Consider the following 19207-nt stretch of genomic DNA (forward strand, 5'->3'; position numbering starts at 1 on the left):
ATGCCAATTAGGCATCACCAGATTCATCAGGAGTGGAATCTGACGCTGGATCGCCGTCTTCACCATCTTCAAGATCACTCTCATCATCAGAATCGCTTTCAGCAATTCGCTGCAAGCCAGACAAACGCGTACCTTCATCAACGTTGATCAAAGTGACGCCTTGTGTTGCGCGCCCCATCTCACGAATCTCTGAAACACGAGTGCGCACCAAAATACCGCCAGTAGTAATCAACATAATTTGATCTTCTGGAGATACCAAAGCAGCGGCAACTACTTTTCCGTTTCGCTCAGTTGTTTGAATCGCAATCATGCCTTTGGTGCCACGACCATGACGAGTGTATTCACCAATCGGAGTGCGCTTACCAAAACCATTTTCTGTTGCAGTTAGTACGCTACTCGGAATTGCGAGTCCATTCGCATCAACGACAGCCACTTCAGCGCCTTCAGCAGCTTCGGCTGGGGCAACCAACATAGCAATTACTTGATGACCTTCACCTAAGTTCATGCCGCGCACACCGCGTGCAGTACGACCCATTGGACGCACATCGTTCTCATCAAAGCGCACTGCTTTACCAGCATCAGAGAACAACATCACATCATGCTGACCATCCGTAATTGCTGCACCAACCAAGAAGTCGTTTTCATTTAAGTCGACAGCAATAATTCCGGCCTTACGTGGATTAGAGAAGTCAGACAAACGCGTCTTCTTCACTGTACCCAAGCTCGTTGCCATAAAGACGTAATGATCATCTTGATATCCCTTAATCGGGAGAATCACAGTGATTTTTTCGCCTTCAATCAAGGGGAACATGTTGACGATTGGCTTGCCGCGTGAGTTACGGCTTCCTTGTGGAACTTCCCACACTTTGAGCCAGTACATACGCCCACGATCAGAGAAGCACAGGATGATGTCATGTGTATTGGCAACGAAGAGTGTCTCAATCCAATCTTCATTTTTAGTGGCTGCAGCTTGTTTGCCACGACCACCTCGTTTTTGCGCACGGTATTCACTGAGAGGCTGACTCTTCATGTAGCCGGTGTTCGAGAGTGTGACCACCATATCTTGCGGAGTGATCAGATCTTCTGTGAACAACTCGGTTGCATTCATCTCGATAAATGAACGACGGCCAGAGTCACCACCAGCAATACCAAACTCAGCTTGCACCTCTTTTAACTCAGACTCAATGACTTGAGTGACACGCTCTGGCTTAGCAAGTAAGTCAAGCAAATCCGAAATCTCTGCCATCACATCTTTGTACTCATTCACAATCTTGTCTTGCTCAAGGCCAGTCAAGCGTTGCAAACGCATCTGCAAAATTTCTTGTGCTTGACTATCAGACAAACGATAGAGCCCAGTTGTTTGCATACCGTATTCAGGCAACAAACCTTCGGGACGGTAAGCATTGCGACCGCCTGGAGTATCCGTCTCGGCGCGCGCTAACATCTCGCGCACCATAGAAGAGTCCCAAGCCTTGCTCATTAATTCTTGCTTAGCAACTACTGGGTTAGCTGCAGCTTTAATGATGGCAATAAATTCATCAATATTTGCCAAGGCAACTGCCAAGCCTTCTAAGACATGGCCACGCTCGCGTGCTTTGCGTAATTCAAAAATCGTACGACGTGTCACTACTTCCCGACGGTGTTGCAAGAAGTACTCCAGCATTTGCTTCAGATTCAACAGGCGTGGCTGGTTATCCACCAGGGCCACCATGTTCATACCGAAGTTGTCTTGCAGTTGAGTGCTCTTGTATAAATTATTAAGAACCACTTCAGGTACTTCACCGCGCTTAAGCTCGATGACTACGCGCATACCTGACTTATCAGACTCATCACGCAGATCAGAAATACCTTCAACTTTTTTCTCATTCACCAACTCAGCAATGCGCTCGAGTAAGTTCTTTTTATTTACCTGGTAAGGCAACTCATCAACAATAATCGCCTGACGAGCGCCCTTATCGAGATCTTCAAAGTGGGTCTTGGCGCGCATCACCACTCGGCCACGTCCAGTGCGATAGCCCTCACGAACCCCTTGAACACCATAAATGATGCCGGCGGTCGGGAAATCTGGCGCCGGAATGATCTCAATGAGCTCGTCAATCGTACATTCTGGGTTGTGCAATACGTGTAAACAGGCAGTCACCACCTCATCCAAGTTATGGGGAGGGATATTAGTCGCCATACCCACAGCAATACCTGAACTGCCGTTAATCAACAAATTAGGCACTTTTGCAGGAAGAATCAGGGGCTCTTTCTCGCTACCGTCGTAATTTGGCCCAAAATCCACGGTTTCCTTGTCCAAATCGGCCAATAACTCATGGGCAATCTTACGAAGGCGGATCTCGGTATAGCGCATTGCAGCAGCGTTATCACCGTCTACGGAGCCAAAGTTACCCTGCCCGTCAACCAGCATATAGCGCAGAGAGAAGTCCTGAGCCATGCGAACAATAGTGTCATACACCGCAGAATCGCCATGTGGATGGTATTTACCGATCACATCGCCAACTATACGGGCAGATTTTTTGTAAGCGCGGTTCCAATCGTTGTTTAATTCATACATCGCGAATAAGACCCGGCGATGAACCGGTTTGAGGCCGTCACGTACGTCTGGCAGGGCTCTGCCGACAATGACGCTCATTGCGTAGTCCAAATAGGACCGCCGCATTTCGTCTTCTAGGGATATTGGTAGTGTTTCTTTAGCGGCTTGTTCCATTTAGAAATAATATCATTTTGATGACTGATAGCCCCTATGCTAATATTCTGTCAGTTTGTACGAAATTGAGATGTGTCGCTTTGCGGTTTCTGCTTCAAAGTAGGGCGAATTACATTTAAGTTTGACTTTAATTAAAAAAGAGATTTTTGAGGACTAAAAATGAACAAAACCCTAAAACTGGTATTTGCTGGCGTAATCACTGTTGCTGCGACTACTACTTCCGCTCAAAACGTTGACAATTGGGTCAACTCAACTGGTTTATCCTGGAAAAACGGCGACGGCACATTGTGCTGGCGTGACGCTAGCTGGACACCTGCCACTGCAGCAAAGGGTTGCGATGGTTTCTTGGCTCCTAAAGCTGCTGCTGCTAAACCAAGCGTTACACAGAGCAAGATCACTTTGCAAGCTGACACACTCTATGACTTCGATAAAGCAACATTGAAGGCAGAAGGTCAAGCAACTTTAGACAAAATCGCTAGAGATTTAAGCAAAATCAAATTAGAAGTAGTTATTGCTGTTGGTAACACTGATAGCGTTGGTACTGATGCTTACAACATGGCCCTAGGTCAGCGTCGTGCGCAGTCAGTTAAAGCTTACTTAGTAAGCAAGGGTGTTGACGGTAGCCGTATTTACACAGAATCAAAAGGCAAGAGCAATCCAGTTGCAAGCAATGCAACTGCTGAAGGCCGCGCTAAGAACCGCCGCACCGACATCGAAGTTGTTGGTACAGCTGCAGTTAAGTAATTCTTCTTACTTGTAAAAAAGCCCGGTTCTGCCGGGCTTTTTTATTTCCGCTATATTCGTAATTCATTTATCTCAACGCGCTTCCCGCGCTTTTACTCCTATGAACGTCGATCAATCTGAAATCGCTAAATTTAGCGCCCTAGCCCATCGCTGGTGGGATCCCCAAAGCGAATTCAAGCCTTTGCATGCCATTAATCCCCTGCGCCTGAATTGGATCAAGTCTTTTGTTGATCTCCAGGGCAAGAAGGTGTTGGATGTTGGTTGTGGCGGCGGAATTCTGGCAGAGTCGATTGCGCAGTCAGGCGCCGATACCTGCGGTATCGACCTATCCGAAAAAGCTCTTAAAGTCGCTGAGTTACATGCACTAGAGGTAGGCGCCACCCTCAAATACCGCTCTATTTCAGCTGAGGCACTAGCTGAGGAAGAGCCGGGTCAGTATGACGTTGTGACCTGCATGGAGATGCTAGAACATGTTCCAGACCCAGCCTCTGTGGTTCAAGCTTGCGCAAATCTCTGCAAGCCAGGCGGCACCCTCTTTTTTAGCACTCTGAACCGCAACCCCAAGTCCTACTTATTTGCCATTATTGGCGCTGAATACATCTTGCGACTACTACCCAAGGGGACCCACGAATATGCCAAATTCATCAAGCCCTCCGAATTAGTTACATTTACCCGTCACGCCAGATTAGAAATGCTCGGCATGAAGGGGATGACATACAACCCCATCACGCAAGTCTACAAATTAGGGGAAGATGTTGATGTGAACTACATGATTGCGGTGCGTAAATGAGTAGCGGGTTAGTAAGCCCTTACAAGGGTATCTTTTTTGATCTTGACGGCACCCTTGCTGACACAGCTCCAGACCTTGTCGCAGCAGCTAACCAGCTCCTCATCGCGCGCAATCTTCCACCCATGCAATATGAGGTTTTACGCCCTCGTGCCTCTGCAGGGGCACGGGGACTAATTAAAGGGGCATTTGGGATTGATACCGATCACCCCGATTTCATTCCACTTCGAGATGAGTTCTTCTCAAACTATGAAAAAGCATTGTTAGTTAACAGCGTCATTTTTGATGGGGTTGATCACTTGCTAGATCAATTGGATGGCGCAAAGCTACCCTGGGGCATTGTTACCAATAAAAGCGAGCGCTTTACCAATCCCTTAACTGAGTTAATGGGCCTGCGCCAAAGAGCAGTATCAACAGTTTGTGGTGACACCACCCCCCATTCAAAACCCCATCCTGAGCCTATCTTGCATGCAGCCAGACTCGCCAACATTGACCCGACCAAATCAATATATGTAGGCGATGACATCAGAGACATCGTGGCAGGCAAAGCGGCTGGCATGAAGACGATCGCAGCAGCCTATGGCTATTGTGGCTGTGAGGAGCCCCCAGAGGCCTGGGGCGCAGATTATCTCGTGCACCACCCAAAAGAATTGCTGGAAATCATCTTCCCACAGTAGGGAGATAAAAAGATAACAAGCAATTTAGGGGCAAGCGCCTTAAAATAGAGCTTCCAATGCATGAACTCCGGGGTCGACATGGTTTCGACGTGGATTACAAAGCATCAAGGGCATACCGAGGACCCGTTATCTCGTAAATCAATGGGAATGTAATAACTGCAAACGACGAACGTTTCGCACTAGCCGCTTAATTGCGGTTGCCCCTGAACTGATTCTCTCTTGGGTCAGCTAGCGCAAGCTAGATCAGGGTCATTTACAAGAGATAAGATCATTTCATGTCACGGGGAATGATTCGAAAACTAAGTGAATCGCCAGCGTGGAACATGTCAGTCTGTGACTAGCTAGCTAAATTAAATGATATGACTAAGTATGTAGAACTTGTTGTAGAGGATTTGCGGACGCGGGTTCGATTCCCGCCGACTCCACCATTTTGAAGTATGTAACAGTCCAACGCCACCCACCAGGGTGGCGTTTTTCTTTATAGATAAAGGCCCGCAAGGCCATCATGGTCTTTCTAAATCCAGCTCTAGCCAAAACCTCTGGGGGTATTATTGGGGGTATTCAAGCAAAATCGAACTGGATAAAAAACATGGTTGGGGGTACGTCTGGAAAGCTTACGGATAAAGGGATTAAAAGTTTTATCGCTCGCAAAGTTATTGGCAGCAAGCTTGCAGATGGACAAGGCCTTTATCTACTTATCACTCGTGCCAAAACTGCTTCATGGCGAATTAAATATCGCATCGAAGGCAAAGAAAAAAGTTACACCATCGGCACCTATCCTCAGAGCAGTTTGGCTCAGGCAAGACTTGAGCTAAAGGAAGTTAAAGCCTCGTTGAATAAGGGCCGCGATCCCGTAGTTGCTAGGCGCATAACGATGGCCCAGGCGGCGGCCCATTCTGAGAGTACTTTCAGGGCTGTGGCTGAGGAATGGTTCGCCATGAAAGAGAAGGAATGGAGTCTGACCCACCATACCAAGTCTAAAAGGGCGTTTGAGCGGGATATTTATAAAGCCTTGGGTGAACTTCCCATTGAAAGCATCACCCCTTCTGTCATCGCTAAGGCTATTGAAACAATCAATAAGCGAGATGTTCTGGAAACCGCCACAAGAATTTTGCAGCATCTCAATGGCGTCTTTCGTTATGCGCAAGCAAAAGGCTTATGTGAAATTAATTCTGCCGCGCCCGTAAAAGAAATTCTTCCTAGAAAGAAAATAAATGGTCGCATGCCCGCATTACTGGATTGGAATTCTTTAGGTGCCCTCTTACGTGCAGCAGAAGCTGCACGTCTTTCGCCATCAGTTAGGGCGGCTCATCGTCTTCTTGCATTTAGTGCAACACGTATTAGCAATGTTGTGCAAGCAGAATGGAAAGAGTTTGATCTTGATGCAGATATTCCGATCTGGGTAATACCTCGCGCCAAGATGAAAGATCACACACGTGTTGGCGATCATCGAATTCCCCTAGGCCCACAAATTACTGCTGAGTTGAAACAATGGGGAAAACTTTTTGGAAGAAAAGGTTATGTATTTCCATCGCCGACAGGCAATCAATTCATTAGTCGTGAGAGTCTAGAGAAAGCTTATCGGGTAACACTCAATATGTCAGGAAAGCATGCCCCGCATGGCTGGCGCAGCGCCTTCTCTACCCTAGCCAGAGACAATGGGTTTGAGCAAGATGTTGTTGAGCTAGCACTCGATCATGCTCATGGAAATGAGGTTATGCGCGCCTATGATCGTGGCGAACGATTTACGCAAAGAGTTGGTTTATACAAATGGTGGGGCGAGAAACTAACTCAAGCTCAGAATGGTGCTGAGGTTATTGAGTTAACTAAAAAAGTTGCTTAAAAGATTAGGCCTCGTCAGGTTGAATGGCCGCCTCTTCCAAGAAATTATTCCACCACTCTAAGGGCATTAAACCATCTAATTCAATCTTAAATGCATCAATAAATGACTGATAAGTCTTATGGACGTATTTACAAGACCTGTACATATAATCTGGATCGATATCTATTTCGACTAATTCAGGTATTAGGTGCGCCCTATGAAGTGGATTCTCACAATGTCTACTGTTATATATCGAGATATGCGACCACATACTGTGAGCGGCCTGCGTAAAAGGTTTATAAGCAAAGTTGTATAAATCCTCGCAGCCAGCTTCTTTAGACATTGTCCGAGCATTCAAATCCCCCCAATGACCCAAGTTAACCTCAACAAGCCAATCGTGTCGTTGCTGGTTAATCCAAGTAGCCTTTGCCTCAATTAATTTCTCAATTAAATCTCGATCCGGTAGATCTGGATTATCTTCAAGTCTTTTTTTATGATGCTCTAAATTAAGTTTTTCTTCACCGAGGCTATGGAGTATAAATTTTCGAGAGCGTGCTGCTAGATCACATAAAGTCCAAGCTAAGGTAATTTGCAGATCAGTTTGAGCCCTAAGAAAAAGTGGTGCGGCATGACCATTCCAAGTATCGGGTGATCTTGCTAATTGCATTGAAAGAGTTACTTGCCTAGATAAAAGTCCTCCCACGACAGAAAAAGAATCAAGCTCTAGAGGGTTAATCGAAACCTTTGACCAAAGATCATTAAAGCTAGACCTTAAATAATCTTCATACGCAATAACAAATTCATGCAACTTCAACTTCTTATTAGACATTAGATACACCCCTCAAAGCCATATGAAGCTATCCAAAATGACTCAACCCATTTATTACCTATTTCCTCTGAAATATGAATAGAGGCACCAGCATTTAATGACGCCCGAACGAAGGATGCGGCCAGCCTACCCTCACTTGACTCCGGATCGGTATAAATCTTATTCAAATCTGGCCTCCCAACATCCATACGCATCACCAATTTCCCCGTTGCCATCATTGAAGCTAATGCTGCAGTTTGGACTTTCATTGCGTGAAATGAATTGCGGTCAAGCAAATTGACAACGTCCTTCATTAATCGATTAATTGCATCTGAGCGACTCACATCCTCTTGCTTAGAAAAAATGAAGGCTAAAGGGTAGTTATCAAATAGATAATTTTGGTAGTCTAAATACCTAGAAATAATCGAGGTATATTTATTGCAGCCAGAATGCTCTTTTATTTTTTGCTTTTGAAGCTCTGTCAGTGCCTGGAAATTACTAAGAAAAGCCAAAGGCTTAATTATGTCCGGATAAATTACCTTATCGCACTCAATAATAAATTCCACCATTAAGTTAACAGCGTCCTTAGCATCTAGCGCGCTGAATAAGCCAGATATCCAAATCAGTTCGGGAATTTTAGAGTCTCTAAATGAGGTTTCAACCAAATTTGGTAGAAGCATCAATGGGGGAATAAGTTTTTTTCCCTCCCTTTTATAACCATCTAATACCTGTTTAGTCATAGAAATAAGATTTCAGGGGTTTGTTTGAATATTTTTTACTATCTTTACAGTCTATACCCTCCTCTCAAAATGTGGCACATCGACAAATCCTTTGAAATTACCACCCCATCGATTCTTAGGGCTTAGGCTTTCCCAGTATTCGCCAACCGTACGGATGAGCTCTTTATCCCAAACTAGCTTTCCATTCCAGAAAAAATTCAGGTCTATAGCGCATCGTCTCAAATGATTGCTATTCATGGTCTTAGATCTACCGCTCTTAAAGTAGATCTCCTGCTGCTCAGGAGACCTCCAAAGCTCACCACCTGTAATGACCCAACCTTCTGCTGTTGCAAACTGAATAAGACGACTTACATCGATCAAGAATGCAGCTTGCTCCGCAACCAAGCCACTCATTCTTACTGTTCCTTGTTCCTTGGGCCATGCATGCGCATCTCAAAGATCTTCTCTACTGATCTTCCGCCAAAGTAAGCCAGCATGACTAACTGCCCCCACTCACCTAGGAGCTTTACATAAGCCTCGTTAATGTCGATGCCCATAGCTGAAAGTAATGCAAACAGTAGATAGGCCGTCAGAATGTAGACCAGCGTTCCCGGTCTAATGTTCTTCGATAGCTTGGAATCGCTACCCATATCGGATTGCCACCGGTGTGTAGCGTTCTCTTGTGAAGCTCGATGCATCTCAGCTAGAAGCTTTGATTCTTCTATTTCTAACTCCTTTTGCTTAAGGGTGTATTGCAACAGAAGCTGTTCTTGCTCGATCTCAAGTTGCTTGAGCTTGATGAGATCTTCCTGACTGGGGTTGTCCGGAATGCGCGCCCCAATCTTGCTCTCAATGAACTCCTTACCTTTAGCTTGAACCGCGCCCGCAAGCAGACCAAGGCCGTTGACGGCCAAGGTTTGCACTAGAGAGGTGATGATTGGAAGCATGTAATAAGTTCTTTTCTTGATGCTTGTATTTAGAAGTCCACCGCCCCACTACCGCCTAGGCTTTTAATTGGTGTTGGCAGTGGGGCGCAGTTACGCGCGCCCACACACCATGGTTACTTCAACACCCGCAGCCGCACCCAAACACCTGCCGCTAGCGGTGATCCTTCCTGCTACTAGCGTTTCTTGGCTCCTTTGGTTTCCACCTCCACTTCTGGAGTCTTTTCTATTTGAGGCTCTTGAGAGGAAGTTTTTTCAGACATCAGACCTTCTACGATCTCCATTAGGCGATCACCATCATCTTCACCAAAGACTTTGGCTACGACTTCATGACCGTACTTGGCACAGAGACGGTCGTACTCCTGCTCTGGAGTAATAGTGGTTTTTGATGGGCGCTCGAATACCGTGACGTTTTCGCGCCCAAAGAGGTTGCGAAGGATGTTGGTCTCATAAGGCGGTACATACACATGGATAGTTGTGAAGGCATCCCTGCGCACTACCGCTTCCACCTCTTTAATTTGGAAGTCGCTGTGAATGAGCTCTTTTGTATTCATTGTGTTATTCACGCTGTTATTCATTCATACCCCCTTATTGAATCGCCAATACCGCATGGGCATTAGCACGTGAGATGGATAAAGCGCACCGTAGGTTCACCATGGCGTACATCGCCAAGGTATCGTGCGGACGGATTGGGGCAACGATGTCGAGGTCATCATCACGCAGCTTCATAAAGCGGGTGTTGAGGAAATAGCAGCGCTTACTCCACTCCACTGTGCGATTGGCCATGGCATCAAGCTCATCAAACTGGGGATCCCAGATGATTTCGACACCTTTAAAGGCAAGGCCTGTGTTTACTCCAGCACCTACGCCAGCATCGATGTACTTGGTCTCACCAGATCCAGCAATATGGGTCACTGTGACTTGCTTGCGATAGGTATCAATGAACTTACCACCAGCGATGATGAAATCAGGGCTACCTCCATGCTTAATACATTGGCGCCATGCAGTTTCCATCTCCCCCACTAAGTTACCTGGCGCGGTTGAAGTGATGTCTTTAACTGCGTAGTTACGCCAGTAACTTGCCTTGGCTCGATCGATACCACCTACGGTACCAGCATCTGGTGCTAGGCTGACTAGGCTATCCAAGCCAACTACCGCATCTGCGCCATGCGAGCCGTCGCGGTGAAGCTCTAGGTCTAACTTATTGAGAAAGCCTTCTCTAAGAACTTCTAATTGTTCGTCAAGCAAGTTAATGAGTTGTACGCGCTCGTTGTATTCCAATTGGAAGCCACGCGCCCCACCCTCACGTACTTTGATGCCATTACTAAAGAGTCGGTCATAGTCGATGTACAGGCCATCAACTGCTCTACGCCAAGGAAAAGAGGCTTGCTCAGTCGTATTGCGTTTATTGAACTTGACCGTCTCCTCTCCAAATGCCCAGGTGAAGTTACTTCCATGTTCCTTGCGAATGTTCTCAACAACGTTTTGCTTGGCACCTAATAGGCTCTTGCGCCCTTGCATCAATTTCTTGAGAAAAGGCCTCTCTACTGCTATTTGATCTACTGGAAGATTGCGCAAGTATTCATCTAAGGAGACCTTAGCTAACTCTTGCAAGTCTGTATTTGAAATTGGCATATGCCACCCCTATCTATGTTTATGAATTAGTTAGATTCATCCTGATTGATAGGGCGTGAAACTATCCATTGCTACGCTGCTAGGCGCGACTCTAGCGATAACGCGTGAGATGAATCAGTAGCTAGAGCTATTAACTCTTGCTACGTGTATTGATTATTGGGGCTGCACAAGCTTGGCTTGAATATTTCTGGGGTTTTTGTTGTTCGCGAGTTGTCTTTATGCCCAATGTGTCATTGCGCCACCTTGGGCATAAAAGAGCATTTCTTTGGTCGTGCCCATCAAGGGTTCGCAAGCCACCCCTTTGGGGTGCCCTTGACGGAATGACGTTGTTATTTAGCCTAAAACCCCTTCTTCTTATAGCTATTTGATACCTATGGGTATCAATTTATTGTATTAATTCATACCTATAGGTTACAATTAGATATATTAATTAATACCTATAGGTATAAATATGAACAAGAAATTCGCCAACTTACAACTCCATCAAATGGATTTGGCCCTGACTAAGTTAAGAAATACTCGCCCCCCAAACCGCCCGGGCAATGGCTGGGTAAAGGCTATTCGTGAATCTTTGGGTATGTCAGCCTCTGCATTGGCTCGCAAGCTCGGTGTTACGCCTGCCAGTATTACCAAGCTCGAAAAGGCTGAGGCTGATGAAAAGATCACCTTAGCAAGCCTGCGTAAATTGGCTAGCGCCTTAGATTGCGAGTTGCAATACACCCTAGTGCCACGCAAATCTTTAGAAGAAATCTTGGAAGAACGCGCTATTACGGTTGCGCGTGAAAGACTGCGCCCCATTTCTCATTCAATGAGTCTTGAGGATCAGTCGGTAGACAAGTCCGCCAGTGAAAAGCAACTGCAACTACTAGCAAAAGAGATTCTGGATGGTCCTAGAAGGAATCTATGGTGATGCATTTTGAGTATGCGCCAGGAGCCACTCCGATTGATCCGGATGAGGCTCTTGGTCTCATCCCCATACATATTAGGACTCAAGCCGAGTTAAATGCTTGGGAAGAGTTAAATATTGTCGAAGGCGCAGATTGGATCGCGCGTCAAAAGATTATTCAAGGTTTGAATGAGGGCTTGGTGCGTGAATTGCATAGTCGTATGTTTAATCAAACTTGGCAGTGGGCTGGCACATTCAGGAAGAGTGCCAAGAGTATCGGCATTGATTGGACTCAGATTGCCGTTGCCCTCAAGAATCTTTTAGATAACACTGCCTATCAAATTGAAAACAAGGCGATGCCCATTGATGAGATTGTTGTGCGCTTTCATCATCAGCTAGTGTTGATCCATGCGTTTCCAAATGGCAATGGTCGTCATGCACGTTTGATAGCAGATGCTCTCATTGTCAGCCTGGGTGGTAAAAGGTTTTCTTGGGGCGGGAACACTTCAATTACCACCCCAGGCACTACACGCCAAAACTACTTATCAGCTCTACGCGCCGCAGATAAGGGCGATATCGCGCCCTTAATGCTATTTGCTAGGCAATAAAACTAAATCCCCATATTGCCTAGATGCTGGGCAATCCGATCCATTGGCTCTTCGGAGCTCGCTACTGGCGCTCCTAGAGTAGCCGTTCTCGCCCGAATAGGTTGAGGTTTATAGCTTATAGGCTTTACCTTAGACCAGTCTTTTGGCTGAAGATCAATCGCGTTATAGATTGCATCTATCGTAGGCCACCATTGCGAAACTTGATTGTTCTGTACGAAGATATTCATATAGAAGGGATCTTGCATGTACTTTAGAAATAGCTGTGACTTATCCAAATAATCCACCTCACCATGACGCGTAGAGAGATAGTTCAAGATCTCTTTCTTGGCTTCATCAATAACGCTCCAGCGATCATTCTTTAAGTAGTTAGCCTCACTCTTTTCGCGCCATTTTTCTCTCTTGTTTCGATCAACCGAGGTCATGATGCTGCCTACCAGCTCACCCTCAATCTCATAGCCATGAAGCTTATCGAGGAGATCTTCAACTCTTGACTTGAGAGAATCATTTTCTTTTGCAAGCTCACGATTGGTATTGATAATCTTCTGGTATCGATTTTCACTGCGATTAGATTGCATAACTTCCTGGGGCTGATCTTCAGAAGCTTGTTCAGTTGAATAAAGAACTCTTTCAATTAATTCTTTACCACTCTCAACCTGAATGGGGGCCTGTAGCTCAGACTCAACTGTAAGGACGGCAGGCGGCGGCAATAGCTCACTGATATCGCGCGCTATCAGTGGCTCTGATTCTGGCTTAGCTTCAAATGAAGAGATCTCAGCTGGTATTTGCACCTCACCTTTGACTGGAGCAAATATCGGCTCCTGCACTTCCTCAAATTCATCTGAGCTATCTGCCTCTTGAGCGGTTGCGTCTTTGCCTAAGTCATCCAATAAGGCGGCAGACTGACTCTTACGCCTAGCTTCATCTTGTTGCTGAGCAGCAGCTCTCTCAGCATTTCTTCTCTCAAGGTCTTGCTGTCTTTCTAATCTGGCCGCTTCTTTATCTGCAACTGCTTTCAGTCTTGCAACTTCATCTTGGGCAGCTTTCTCATCAGCCTTTCTTCGCTTTTCTTCATCTGCAAGCTGCCGAGCTCTTGATTGCTCAGCTATTTCGAGCGCACGCTCTTCTTTTGCCTTTTGACGCCGAGCAACAGATTCAGCTGCGTTCTTTTCTTCCGCTTCTTTTCTTAAGCGCTCTTCCTCTCTTTTTGCTTCACGGTTTTGCACCCTCTGAATGGAGCCCCCATTAGTTAATACTCCAGAGTTAAAGTTTTTCACTTCTTGTGTCATCTACTGTCTCCTCTTTTAAATGTTGATGTTTACTTTGCTTATCAGCGCCCATTTCCCATAGCCGATGCATTGAGATTTCATGTGGAAAATCTACGAATCCATCGGCTTGTTTTGCAACGTTGGGCATAAATAGATTTGAATCGATGCGATCGTCATATCGCAAGAGAGTCTCGCGTAGGAGACTACGGATATGTTCGTAATCCATCCCTCTTGCTTGTAGGTTTTGCATTTGGATAGACAGGCTGGTAACCATTGGTAGAACTTTGAGCCAACCTTCTTTTTCCTCTATGCCATCAGGGGCTCCGGTAGTGCCTGCCCTAATACGCAGGTCAACCATGTCAAAGATTCGCTCTTTGCTGAGCTCTGGCCAATCGTAGGTTTTCTCTTTGCTTATGGTGAGCTTGCCATCGACCATGGTTGTTTTAGTGATTGGCGCGCCCATATAGCGCTCTACCTGCTCTTTGGTCAGTTCTTGTAAGAGGACTTGTGCGCTGTATTGCGCTATCTCTTGCAACCAATCCTCTATCTGGTCTTTGAATTCAAATACGCGCCCTGATAAGGCTCTTTGCAGAATGTTCGCCTCGGTGGCTGTCTTAGGTCTTACTATGGTAGACCTTGCTGCATCTTGTAGACCGGTGACTTGCTCCCAGTCATATCGCACTGCACTGGTGTCATACACGATCGGATCTATCTTTGGGTGACCCCTAGGAATAATGACTTGGTTAAGTGGCTTGCCTTCAGTATCAACAATAGTGATCTCACCAAATCGAGAATCCGAGTGTTTCTTAATTGTCTTTTCATTAATGTCGGCAGATGCCACCCATCCCGGAATGCAGAGATCTCGATGCTGATTGAATCGATCCCTGGCTTCGTTGTGTTCATCCTGTAAACGCTCCGTTAGATCTACTAGGCTAGGCCCCACAAACTGCCCATCGACTACCTGATAAGGCAATAAGAAGAACGGGTACCAGCGCTCACCCGCTCTTGATGGCGAATATGGTTCACGTAACCACTCCGTTGCACCCTCCACCATTGTGTATACACGCTGCGTAGTTCTATCCCAGATTTCTAAAACAGCAATTTGCTGGTCGTCTGTAACTGGTCCTACTTCTAGTTGCATTGAGGCTAAGCGCTTGGCCTTCTTGTGTGAGGGTTCGCTTTGGCCTGCTTGGTAGATCTTAGCGTTGGCGAGATTCTTTTTATATAAAGCCTCAGCCTGAGCGCGCTTCATGGGGATAACTTGGCACATCCAATCAGCGTCGGTGTAATCCCAAAACTCGCAGACAGATGGATCAATCAGAAGGTTTTCTGTAAGGACTCTATCGATCACTAGACCCTCAGCAGACCAGACTTCTGATTGCTCATGTATGCCTAGCAATTGCTCTTCTAGTTCAATCTCTTTTTCTTCATAGTGTTTTTTCTGACTGCCATCTTCTAGATCTTGCTTAAGATCTCTAATCGCCAATCTATTTTCTTGTTGGTCGTTAATACGTCCCTGAATATAGGCATCCTCGTCTATATCTCTTTGGTACATTACCTTTAAGATTCCGAAACTGCAGGTAAGAGCCGCTCTTACTGTGGACTTAGCTCGATTCTTTAGTTGGGCATGCTCCAAGGCCCTATTGGTAACCTTCTCTAGGGTATTGCAAAAGAGTTTGATGTCCGCGCCCGAATGAGCTGGGGCTATTGAGATCTCTGGGTTACGAGCATAGACGTTAGGCAATACAGCAGAGATCGTTCCATGGATGAGATTTGCTCTAAGGCTATAGAACTCCTTGCCAGTAGGATCTGCATTCCAATTGAATCCAGAGACGGTATTGCGGTTGTGCTTTACCCGCTTATGAAAAGTCGCCCAATGATTGCGCGCATGTTTAATGCGGGCATTCCATTTTTGTTGAAGAGCTTTAGATTCTTGGGCCACACCCTATTTATAAATTCAGGGGCAATAGCTTAAGAATTTATTTTGGATTTATTCTGCAACCCTTCGTGCCCTCATGATTCCATACCTTGTTGCATCCCAAGCATGATCTTCGGCATCGGTATCCACATCTTCAGGATTTAATGAGTCCGGCGGCAATTGTGGGATTGTTCTAAGCCAGTGTTTACAAGTACTGAAAACTTTAAGTCTGCCCTCCGCCAATAGGCGAATGATTTCTTGGGCTCCGTTTACTCTGCTTCTGGGTGCGTTATAGGCTTCGGTCCATTTGACCCCTTTATCTCTGAAGATTTGACCTATGGATCGCTCTGCTCCAATCTTTGAAAAGATGGATGGATCAGCTAAGTTCATGCGATATTCATATCCAAGGCGTTGGTCGTGAACTTCTATCTTCTTGATCTTCTCGGCTACTACCGTTGCATCTTCCCTGGTACCGGTGTTTTCTTTATCTCCATATCCATAGAGTTCTCGCCAGAGGTAATAGACTCCATCATTGGATAAGGCAAACCAATAGACGGCATAAGGTCTAGCATAGCCCCAGTCCATTGAGCGCCATACTTTCCATGTTGGTGGTATTGCGAAGGGTTCTACAACGTGTTTAGAGGGCTGCCATACGCCTTCCAAGAAACTTCCCACGTGGATATCCCAATCACCTTCTAACCAGGCTCTGCGCCTGTTTGGATCGCTTAGTGACTCTAGGCTCATCAGGTAGTTGGGGTCGTTTTTTAGGAGATGGGTGTTCTCATAAATCGTCGAGTGAATTCTCACTCTGGGTAATGCGCCCTCTTGCCTGATAATTTGCCCAGCCGGTATTGCCCCAATCTGAAATCTTTCCTTAACCGATGCATGCCCCACTCCAAACGGATTACAAGTAGCTCGTACCATTCTTGGCATTCCAGGATAAGAGGACCTACAGGTGGAATGCATGGCTTCATAGAAAGAAAGATTACGCCAGTTGGTTAGCTCCTCGAACCCTAGCCATGGGTATTCATGCCCGTGGTAGTTCCAGTAGTCATCCTCATTCGCTCCATAGCGAAAGTACAGCATCTCTCCTGTTGGCCATTTCCAGACATAGTCAGATTCATTGAACTTGGCACCCGGGAAGATTTGATAGAACCAGCGCTTACTCTTGGCCACCACGTCAGCCAATTGCGGATAGGTTAGACGGAATAAGGTACCTCGCCAATGATCACCAAAACCTCTACCTACATGCTGGGCATAGCTCATTAGCAAGGTATCAGTCTTGCCCCCTCCCCTAGTTCCCTCCAGCAATACCTCGTAGACAGGACAAGTCAGAAACAAAGTCTGACTACCGGGCAATGGCGCCCAAATAGTTTTCATGACTTACGTTTATTGCACTAATGCTTGGGCTGGGCGGATCTTTCCCAATCCTCAACACTCATAGCACTTGGCACGACTAACACGCCACTTTGTAAGGGCACGCCATCCTTACCAGTATGTTCAATAGCAGATAGTCGTGGATGAACATAAGGTGCAGCATGCCTTCCAACGGTGGCTGCCATATTAAGGAGCTTGATTCTCGCTTCGCTTGCCAACTCTTTATCGCCAAGATCTTGTTCACTAACGTTGCCGGCCTCCTCATAAAGTTGGTGCATTACCTTCATCATGACTTCCAAGGGCGTGATTCCTTGGGTTGCAACAGCTTCGGCTATCTGACGGGTTCGTTTAGTTAAGCTGCCAGTCTTTCGACCCGCCCCAGCCCTTGCGCCTCCCTTTGATTTCTTTTGATTGTTTTCAATCATAGTTTTTTGATCATCGTCAGCAGGTGGGGTTGAAGTGCTACTGAATCACCTATCGGATCCTCAAACTCGACGATGATTCTTTGGAATAAGTCATGTCGGCTTTGGGCACCGCGATGCTTAACGACCGTACCTACACGCCCACTAGGCGTCTTAACAATGGACCCAATAGGAAAGTCTTCCATATCAGGGCGATGAACAACTCCAGCTAAGGTTTGGTTAACCAGCATTCGCCATCTCCTTACGCTTACGTAACTCAATAAGAATTCTTGCCTTGAATGATTCATAGCTTTCTGAACCTTGGGCTCTCATATCAAGCTCTCGCCCTTTAGCATCTATGCCTTCATTGGTTTTCCACCAGGCATCCTCTGAGCTTTCTTGGCCTTGAAACTTTTTTCGCATTCCTTTGAGAATTGCTAGAACTAGCCCCGGGTTGATGGGGGTAGAACTTGAAGCCTTTTTTCTCATTTCTTTTGCCTGGGTTATCGCCTCCCGAATTTCTTCCTCTGCAGCCATGAGCTTTGCAATTTCCCCAATCTTTTCATCCTTAGGGGTGATGCTCACTCCATGAACAGAAAAGACATTGGCAATCTTCTGCCTTGTCTCAAGATCATCGTTCGGACATTTTTCTTTTTCACCCCCATTGTTTTGTTTTCTTGGAGTATGGAGATTGGTGACTGGTGTTTGGTGTATGGTGTTTGGTGAGCATTGCGTTGGCAATGCGTTCGCATTGCGATTGCATGCTGAATTTGACGTACAGTCAGACAGTATTTGCTCTGCGGGAGATGTCTGCCACCTCCATTCAGCGCTCCGCCTAGCCTTGGATTGCCGGTCTTTAAAGCGAGCTATCTCATGGTCACAGCGCTCTTGTCGCCAGCCATCGTCTGTGAGGGTAAAAAACTCATTAAGGACTGAGACAACTGCATTTTTTTCCTCTTTTGATCTGGCATTGATTAATCTCTGGACCGTCTTCATATCGATTGGCAGCGGCTTTTCCGTGGCGTAATACTTCCGAATGAGACGGCTATAGGTTGAGTCCTCAATAAAAGTCAGATGCGCAGTAGCTTCTGAATAATCCCCAATGTGATGCTCGTAGTAGTTCATCTAAAACAGTCTCCGTGTAGTTCTTTTTTCTTGCTAACGATTTTTCGCAAGAGATGAATCTAACAATCGGAAAGCGTATCGTCAAACGTGTTTTTTATGAATTTATTTTGAATTTATTTATTTACTTATTCTCTGTAATCCATCTTTAAGAAATTTGGGTTATTTATTTTTTCCTCTTGAAGTGTTAATTGATCTATGTGTGTCCACTGCTCTACTCATGCCATCAGAAAATACTGACAAGGCTGTAGCCCTTTACTGGATTAGCTTGTAGCATTTATGTGAATAAATATTTTTTTGTAGTCAAAAATTAATATGCGTCTTCAAAGTGGGTATTGACATTTGATTGACCACCAAAATTTCATTGACTACATTGCATCTCAGTAGCACACATATTGATATATAACAAAACTAGATGGAGAACAATTTGATGGTAGCAATTCGGCTTTACAGTTTGTACCGTTCATACGGTTACACGAAGATGAGTTCAGCAAAAATGGCTTTGCAGGTTTATCGGAAAAATATGAAGCGCGCCCGTCAAGGAGGTCGTCATGAGTAATTCAAACTCAGAAGTCACCTTAATGCGAATTCCACAGATTTTGGAGGTAATGCCAATTTCTAAATCTAAGTTTTGGCTAATGGTTCAGAAAGGCGAGTTTCCTAAGCCGATCAAAATTGGAAGGTCCTCTTTTTGGACTATTGACCAAGTACAGGGTTTTATTAAGGGCAGAGTCAATCAACAGGATATCTAGAAAGCATGATTGGCCCATTGGGCCAATCATGC

General features: G+C 45.7%; 20 protein-coding genes and 1 other RNA gene. 8 read left to right on the plus strand and 13 right to left on the minus strand.

The window, feature by feature from the left end; translation table 11 throughout:
• Nucleotides 1–7: 7 nt before the first annotated feature.
• On the minus strand, nt 8–2710 hold the full coding sequence (gene gyrA, locus ICN26_RS10075; protein WP_216268259.1) for a DNA gyrase subunit A: 2703 nt from the start codon (nt 2708–2710) through the stop codon (nt 8–10).
• Nucleotides 2711–2869: 159 nt separating this feature from the next.
• Here gyrA and ompA point away from each other — a divergent pair, with 159 nt between their 5' ends.
• The 5 genes from ompA (at nt 2870) to ICN26_RS10100 (ending at nt 6761) form a co-directional block, all read left to right on the plus strand.
• Nucleotides 2870–3454, plus strand: a complete 585-nt coding sequence (gene ompA / locus ICN26_RS10080; RefSeq protein WP_216268260.1) for an outer membrane protein OmpA — start codon at nt 2870–2872, stop codon at nt 3452–3454.
• A gap of 100 nt (nt 3455–3554) precedes the next feature.
• A complete protein-coding gene (gene ubiG, locus ICN26_RS10085) occupies nt 3555–4244 on the plus strand; it encodes a bifunctional 2-polyprenyl-6-hydroxyphenol methylase/3-demethylubiquinol 3-O-methyltransferase UbiG (RefSeq protein ID WP_216268261.1) in 690 nt (229 codons plus the stop codon).
• Nucleotides 4241–4918 (plus strand): HAD family hydrolase, encoded by a 678-nt coding sequence (locus ICN26_RS10090; RefSeq protein WP_216268262.1) that lies wholly within the window; start codon nt 4241–4243, stop codon nt 4916–4918. Before ubiG ends, ICN26_RS10090 begins: the two co-directional genes overlap by 4 nt.
• 69 nt (nt 4919–4987) lie before the next feature.
• Nucleotides 4988–5346, plus strand: a transfer-messenger RNA (tmRNA) gene (gene ssrA, locus ICN26_RS10095).
• 77 nt (nt 5347–5423) lie between these two features.
• Complete coding sequence (locus ICN26_RS10100) at nt 5424–6761, plus strand: tyrosine-type recombinase/integrase (RefSeq protein ID WP_216268263.1); 1338 nt, start codon at nt 5424–5426, stop codon at nt 6759–6761.
• Nucleotides 6762–6765: 4 nt separating this feature from the next.
• On the opposite strand, the gene ICN26_RS10105 is transcribed toward ICN26_RS10100, so the two are convergent.
• The 6 genes from ICN26_RS10105 to ICN26_RS10130 all read right to left on the minus strand — a co-directional run bounded on the left by ICN26_RS10105 (nt 6766) and on the right by ICN26_RS10130 (nt 10846).
• A complete protein-coding gene (locus ICN26_RS10105; RefSeq protein WP_216268264.1) occupies nt 6766–7569 on the minus strand; it encodes a DUF5677 domain-containing protein in 804 nt (267 codons plus the stop codon).
• Entirely contained in the window at nt 7569–8288 is a 720-nt protein-coding gene (locus ICN26_RS10110; RefSeq protein WP_216268265.1) for a hypothetical protein, read from the minus strand. The genes ICN26_RS10105 and ICN26_RS10110 overlap by 1 nt, the downstream gene beginning before the upstream one ends.
• Before the next feature lie 51 nt (nt 8289–8339).
• Complete coding sequence (locus ICN26_RS10115; RefSeq protein WP_216268266.1) at nt 8340–8681, minus strand: M15 family metallopeptidase; 342 nt, start codon at nt 8679–8681, stop codon at nt 8340–8342.
• A gap of 2 nt (nt 8682–8683) precedes the next feature.
• Entirely contained in the window at nt 8684–9214 is a 531-nt protein-coding gene (locus ICN26_RS10120; RefSeq protein WP_216268267.1) for a hypothetical protein, read from the minus strand.
• A gap of 173 nt (nt 9215–9387) precedes the next feature.
• Nucleotides 9388–9789, minus strand: coding sequence for a hypothetical protein (locus ICN26_RS10125; RefSeq protein WP_216268268.1), 402 nt, complete (start codon nt 9787–9789; stop codon nt 9388–9390).
• A gap of 10 nt (nt 9790–9799) precedes the next feature.
• Nucleotides 9800–10846, minus strand: a complete 1047-nt coding sequence (locus tag ICN26_RS10130; protein ID WP_216268269.1) for a phage major capsid protein — start codon at nt 10844–10846, stop codon at nt 9800–9802.
• A gap of 451 nt (nt 10847–11297) precedes the next feature.
• Here ICN26_RS10130 and ICN26_RS10135 point away from each other — a divergent pair, with 451 nt between their 5' ends.
• Both ICN26_RS10135 and ICN26_RS10140 read left to right on the plus strand, forming a co-directional pair.
• Nucleotides 11298–11756, plus strand: coding sequence for a mobile mystery protein A (locus ICN26_RS10135; RefSeq protein WP_216268270.1), 459 nt, complete (start codon nt 11298–11300; stop codon nt 11754–11756).
• Nucleotides 11750–12340: a mobile mystery protein B gene (locus tag ICN26_RS10140; RefSeq protein WP_216268271.1), complete on the plus strand. Its 591-nt coding sequence runs from the start codon at nt 11750–11752 to the stop codon at nt 12338–12340. Before ICN26_RS10135 ends, ICN26_RS10140 begins: the two co-directional genes overlap by 7 nt.
• Before the next feature lie 2 nt (nt 12341–12342).
• Here the strand turns inward: ICN26_RS10140 and ICN26_RS10145 are convergent, their stop codons facing one another.
• From ICN26_RS10145 to ICN26_RS10170, 6 genes are read right to left on the minus strand one after another with little or no spacing between them, the layout of a single operon-like run.
• Entirely contained in the window at nt 12343–13626 is a 1284-nt protein-coding gene (locus tag ICN26_RS10145) for a hypothetical protein (RefSeq protein WP_216268272.1), read from the minus strand.
• Nucleotides 13601–15547: a hypothetical protein gene (locus ICN26_RS10150; RefSeq protein WP_216268273.1), complete on the minus strand. Its 1947-nt coding sequence runs from the start codon at nt 15545–15547 to the stop codon at nt 13601–13603. The genes ICN26_RS10145 and ICN26_RS10150 overlap by 26 nt, the downstream gene beginning before the upstream one ends.
• A gap of 48 nt (nt 15548–15595) precedes the next feature.
• Nucleotides 15596–16903: a terminase large subunit domain-containing protein gene (locus tag ICN26_RS10155; RefSeq protein WP_216268274.1), complete on the minus strand. Its 1308-nt coding sequence runs from the start codon at nt 16901–16903 to the stop codon at nt 15596–15598.
• Nucleotides 16904–16920: 17 nt separating this feature from the next.
• Entirely contained in the window at nt 16921–17325 is a 405-nt protein-coding gene (locus tag ICN26_RS10160) for a hypothetical protein (RefSeq protein WP_216268275.1), read from the minus strand.
• The gene (locus tag ICN26_RS10165) at nt 17322–17552 is read right to left on the minus strand and encodes a hypothetical protein (RefSeq protein ID WP_216268276.1); all 231 of its coding nucleotides are present in this window, start codon (nt 17550–17552) and stop codon (nt 17322–17324) included. The genes ICN26_RS10160 and ICN26_RS10165 overlap by 4 nt, the downstream gene beginning before the upstream one ends.
• A complete protein-coding gene (locus tag ICN26_RS10170; RefSeq protein WP_216268277.1) occupies nt 17542–18426 on the minus strand; it encodes a YdaU family protein in 885 nt (294 codons plus the stop codon). The genes ICN26_RS10165 and ICN26_RS10170 overlap by 11 nt, the downstream gene beginning before the upstream one ends.
• A gap of 548 nt (nt 18427–18974) precedes the next feature.
• Between ICN26_RS10170 and ICN26_RS10175 the strand changes: the two genes are divergently transcribed.
• Nucleotides 18975–19175, plus strand: coding sequence for a helix-turn-helix transcriptional regulator (locus tag ICN26_RS10175; RefSeq protein WP_216268278.1), 201 nt, complete (start codon nt 18975–18977; stop codon nt 19173–19175).
• The last annotated feature ends 32 nt before the right edge of the window (nt 19176–19207 follow it).

Source organism: Polynucleobacter hallstattensis (genome assembly GCF_018881835.1).
Lineage (GTDB): Bacteria > Pseudomonadota > Gammaproteobacteria > Burkholderiales > Burkholderiaceae > Polynucleobacter > Polynucleobacter hallstattensis.